Genomic DNA, 4,131 nt, shown 5'->3' with positions numbered 1-4,131 from the left:
GAAGGCCTGTCGGACCTCCTGGCCGCCGAGACCCAGCAACAACGTCGCGCCGCGCTGATGATGGCGGAAGGACATTTTTCCCGCCGGGTCGAAGGCTGGCGGCGCGATCTGCTCGACCTGTCGGCCATGGCCGAAGCCGCGCTCGATTTCTCCGACGAGGATGATGTGCCCGACGCGGCGATCGAGCAGCGTATTGGTGCGAGCATCGCGGCACTTGCGGAAGGGATCGGCAAGGCCCTTGCCGCGCCCTCGGCCGAGCGGTTGCGCGACGGCATCCGCGTCGTGCTGGCCGGGCCACCCAATGCAGGCAAGTCGACCCTGCTCAATGCGCTGGTCGGGCGCGACGCCGCAATCGTGTCCGACATTGCCGGAACGACGCGCGACCGCATCGAAGTGCCTGCGGCGATCGGCGGCACGGCCTTTCTCTTCACCGACACCGCCGGTCTGCACGAGGGGACCGGGGACGCGATCGAGGCGATCGGCATGCACCGCGCGCGTGCGGCGCTCGACGCGGCGGACATCATCCTGTGGCTGGGTGATGCGGCCGACCTGCCGCGCGGCGATGCGCTGTTGGTCGCTGCCCAATGCGATCGTGATGGGACCCGGCCAGGCCTTCAGCTGTCCGCGCGAACAGGGGAGGGGATGGACAGCCTCGTCACCACCTTGCTCGATCGCGCCGCGCAACTCTTGCCGGGCGAGGGCGACTATGCCCTCCACGCCCGCCAGCGTGCGCGGGTCGGCGAATTGCTCGCCCATGTCGAAGCCGCACGGCACAGCGATGACTTGCTCGTCATTGCCGAAGAGCTGCGGCAGGCTCGTCGCGCGATCGATGCGCTCACCGGGCAGGCGGGGACAGAAGACATGCTCGACCGTCTCTTTTCGGGCTTCTGCATCGGCAAATAGCGCGATGTTCCACGTGGAACGCTTTTGACCGCGATGGCTTGCATCTGCTACAGGCCACCCATGCAAACTCGCTATGATGTGATGGTGGTCGGCGGCGGCCATGCCGGGTGCGAAGCGGCGGCGGCCGCTGCGCGCAAAGGCGCGCGCGTCGCGCTGCTGACGTTCGACCGTGCCACCGTTGGCGCCATGTCCTGCAACCCTGCGATCGGCGGGTTAGGCAAGGGCCATCTTGTGCGCGAAGTCGATGCGCTGGATGGCCTGATCGGCCGCGCCGCAGACCAAGCCGCAATCCACTATCGGATGCTCAACAGCAGCAAGGGCGCAGCGGTCCAAGGGCCGCGCGTCCAGGCCGACCGCAAACGCTATCGCGCCGCCATCTATCAGATGCTCGACGCGCAAGAAGGTCTGACAATCGTTGAAGGCGAGGCGACAGGGCTACTTCTGCACGATGGCTCGGTCACGGGGTTAGCCCTAGCCGACGGCCGCACGCTGGAGGCCCCGTCAGTCGTGCTGGCGACCGGCACTTTCCTCGGCGGCAAGTTGTTCCGGGGCGACGAACGCGAAACCGGCGGTCGCGTCGGCGAGCGCGCCGCGACCAGTCTGGGCGTCCAGTTGCGCGATCTTGCTCTCCCCATCGGTCGCCTCAAGACTGGCACGCCACCCCGCATCGATGGCCGCACGATCGATTGGGCGCGGCTGGAAGCGCAGCCATCGGACAGCGAAGGCTGGACCATGTCGCCTTTGTCCAACGGTCGTCCGTTGCCGCAACTCGCCTGCGCCATCACACGCACCAATGCCCGCACCCATCAGATCATCCGCGATGGCCTCGGCCGATCGCCCTTGTTCAGCGGTGCGATCGAAGGGCGCGGACCGCGCTACTGTCCCTCGATCGAGGACAAGATTCAGCGCTTCGGCGACCGCGACGGGCATCAGATTTTTCTGGAACCTGAAGGGCTGGACGATCCGCTCGTCTATCCCAATGGCATCAGCACCTCGCTGCCCACCGATGTTCAGGTCGCTATGATCCGATCGATGGCGGGCCTGGAGCAGGCCGACATCGTCGTGCCCGGCTACGCCGTCGAATATGACCATATCGATCCGCGCGCGCTCGCCGCCACTTTGGAAGTGCGCGCCATCCCCGGCCTGTTCTGCGCCGGGCAGATTAACGGCACCACCGGCTATGAGGAGGCGGCCGCCCAAGGGCTGATCGCCGGCGTCAACGCCGCCGCCCGCGCACGCGGCGAAGCGGCCATGATCCTCGACCGGGCCAGCAGCTATATCGGCGTCATGATCGATGACCTCACCTTACAGGGCGTGACCGAACCCTATCGCATGTTGACCGCGCGCGCCGAATATCGCCTGCGTCTGCGCGCCGACAATGCGGAGACGCGCCTCGGCGCGATCGGCATCGCGCATGGCATCATCGGCCCCGTCCGCTATGCGCGTTTGGCCGAGCGCGATGCCCTGCGCGCCGATATAGAGGCCGAACTCACGCAACCCATCGGTGCCACCACCATGGCCCGCGCGGGCGCAACGGTGCGGCAGGATGGCGTGTCCCGTAGCCTGTTCGAATGGGCGCGCTTCCCCGAAGTCGATCGGGCCTTGATCCTGTCGCTCGCGCCCCGTCTCGCCGCGGCGCCCGCCGACCTGCGCGCGGAGATATTGGAGGATGCCCATTACGCCCCCTATCTCCACCGCCAGGATGCGGAGATTGCCGACCTGCGCCGCAACGAGCGCGTCTTCATTCCTGCTGATTTCGACTTTGCCAGTATCGGCGGCTTGTCCACCGAGATGATCGAGCGGCTCGCCGCGGCGCGTCCCGATACGCTCGCCGCAGCAGGCCGCATCCGGGGCGTCACACCTGCGGCCCTCGCCGCAATCCTCGTTCATGTCCGCAAGGTTGCAGCATGACGGAGGATGAAGCGTACGCCTGGCTGGCGAGCCAATTCGATGTTTCACGTGAAACAATGGCGCGTCTGGAACGCTTCGTTGCCATCCTGTTGGAAGCGATGGGCGAACAGAATCTCATCGCCGAATCGACCCGCCCCCATGTTTGGGCGCGGCATATCGTGGACTCTGCGCAGCTCCTCACCCACGCCCAATCGGTGGGGGAGGGCACGTGGATCGACCTCGGATCGGGTGCCGGCTTGCCGGGTATCGTCGTCGCCTGCCTGTCCGACCGACCCATGTTGATGGTCGAGTCCCGGCGCAAGCGCATCGATTTTCTGAACGAGGTCATCGCCACATTGGACCTGCGCAACGCCACAGTCTTCGGCGGCCGGGTAGAGATGGTGCCCCCACGCGCCGCCGCCGTCATCAGCGCGCGCGCCTATGCGCCACTCCCACGCCTGCTCGAATCCGCCGCGCATCTTTCCGACAAAAATACGCTATGGGTGCTGCCTAAGGGACGAAATGCGCAAAATGAACTGGAGGCGACGCGCCCATCATGGCAGGGTGTGTTTCACGTGGAACCGAGCGTAACGGACGCCGATAGCGCCATCATCGTCGCGCACGCCGTCAAACCCGTCGCCAGAAGGAAAGGTCGCGCATGATCTGTATCGCTATCGCCAATCAGAAGGGCGGCGTGGGCAAGACCACGACGGCGATCAACCTCGCCACCGGTCTCGCCGCCACCGGCCTGCGCGTGCTGCTGCTTGATCTCGATCCGCAGGGCAATGCCTCCACCGGCCTCGGCGTTGGCCAGTCCGAACGGGCGCGATCGAGCTATGACCTGCTCGTCGGCAATTGCGCGCTGGAGGACACGATCGTCACGACGCGCGTGCCCAAGCTGGACCTCGTTCCCGCGACGCAGGATCTGTCGGGCTGCGAGATCGAACTGATAGACTATGAGCAGCGCACCCACCGGCTCGAACGGGTGCTAGCCGAAGCGCCTCCGGGCCGTTGGGACATTTGCCTGATCGATTGCCCGCCCTCGCTGGGCTTGTTGACCATCAATGCGATGGTCGCCGCGCAATCCTTGCTCGTCCCGCTGCAATGCGAATTCTTCGCACTCGAAGGCCTGTCGCAATTGCTGCAGACGGTCGAGCGCATTCGCGGCCGCTTCAATCCCGGCCTGTCGATCATGGGCGTCGCGCTCACCATGTATGACCGGCGCAACCGGCTGACCGATCAGGTCGCTGACGATGTCCGCGCTTGCCTTGGTGATCTGGTGTTCACTACCGTCATCCCGCGCAATGTGCGCCTGTCCGAAGCGCCCAGCCATGGCGT

General features: G+C 65.9%; 4 protein-coding genes. All 4 read left to right on the top strand.

What is annotated here, in order from left to right:
- The coding region (locus IL54_RS20745; RefSeq protein WP_037480653.1) for a tRNA modification GTPase at window positions 1-903 on the top strand (903 nt) is incomplete at its 5' end.
- 60 nt (window positions 904-963) lie between these two features.
- Window positions 964-2,814: a tRNA uridine-5-carboxymethylaminomethyl(34) synthesis enzyme MnmG gene (gene mnmG, locus IL54_RS20740; RefSeq protein WP_037480056.1), complete on the top strand. Its 1,851-nt coding sequence runs from the start codon at window positions 964-966 to the stop codon at window positions 2,812-2,814.
- Window positions 2,811-3,455 carry a 16S rRNA (guanine(527)-N(7))-methyltransferase RsmG gene (gene rsmG, locus IL54_RS20735; RefSeq protein ID WP_037480054.1) on the top strand — a complete coding sequence of 215 codons (645 nt, stop codon included), beginning with the start codon at window positions 2,811-2,813 and terminating at the stop codon, window positions 3,453-3,455. The genes mnmG and rsmG overlap by 4 nt, the downstream gene beginning before the upstream one ends.
- Window positions 3,452-4,131 (top strand): ParA family protein (locus IL54_RS20730; protein WP_037480650.1); only part of this gene is annotated, 680 nt, incomplete at its 3' end. The genes rsmG and IL54_RS20730, both read left to right, overlap by 4 nt.

The organism is Sphingobium sp. ba1 (genome assembly GCF_000743655.1).
Lineage (GTDB): Bacteria > Pseudomonadota > Alphaproteobacteria > Sphingomonadales > Sphingomonadaceae > Sphingobium.
This window is presented reverse-complemented; position numbering and strand designations above follow the sequence as displayed.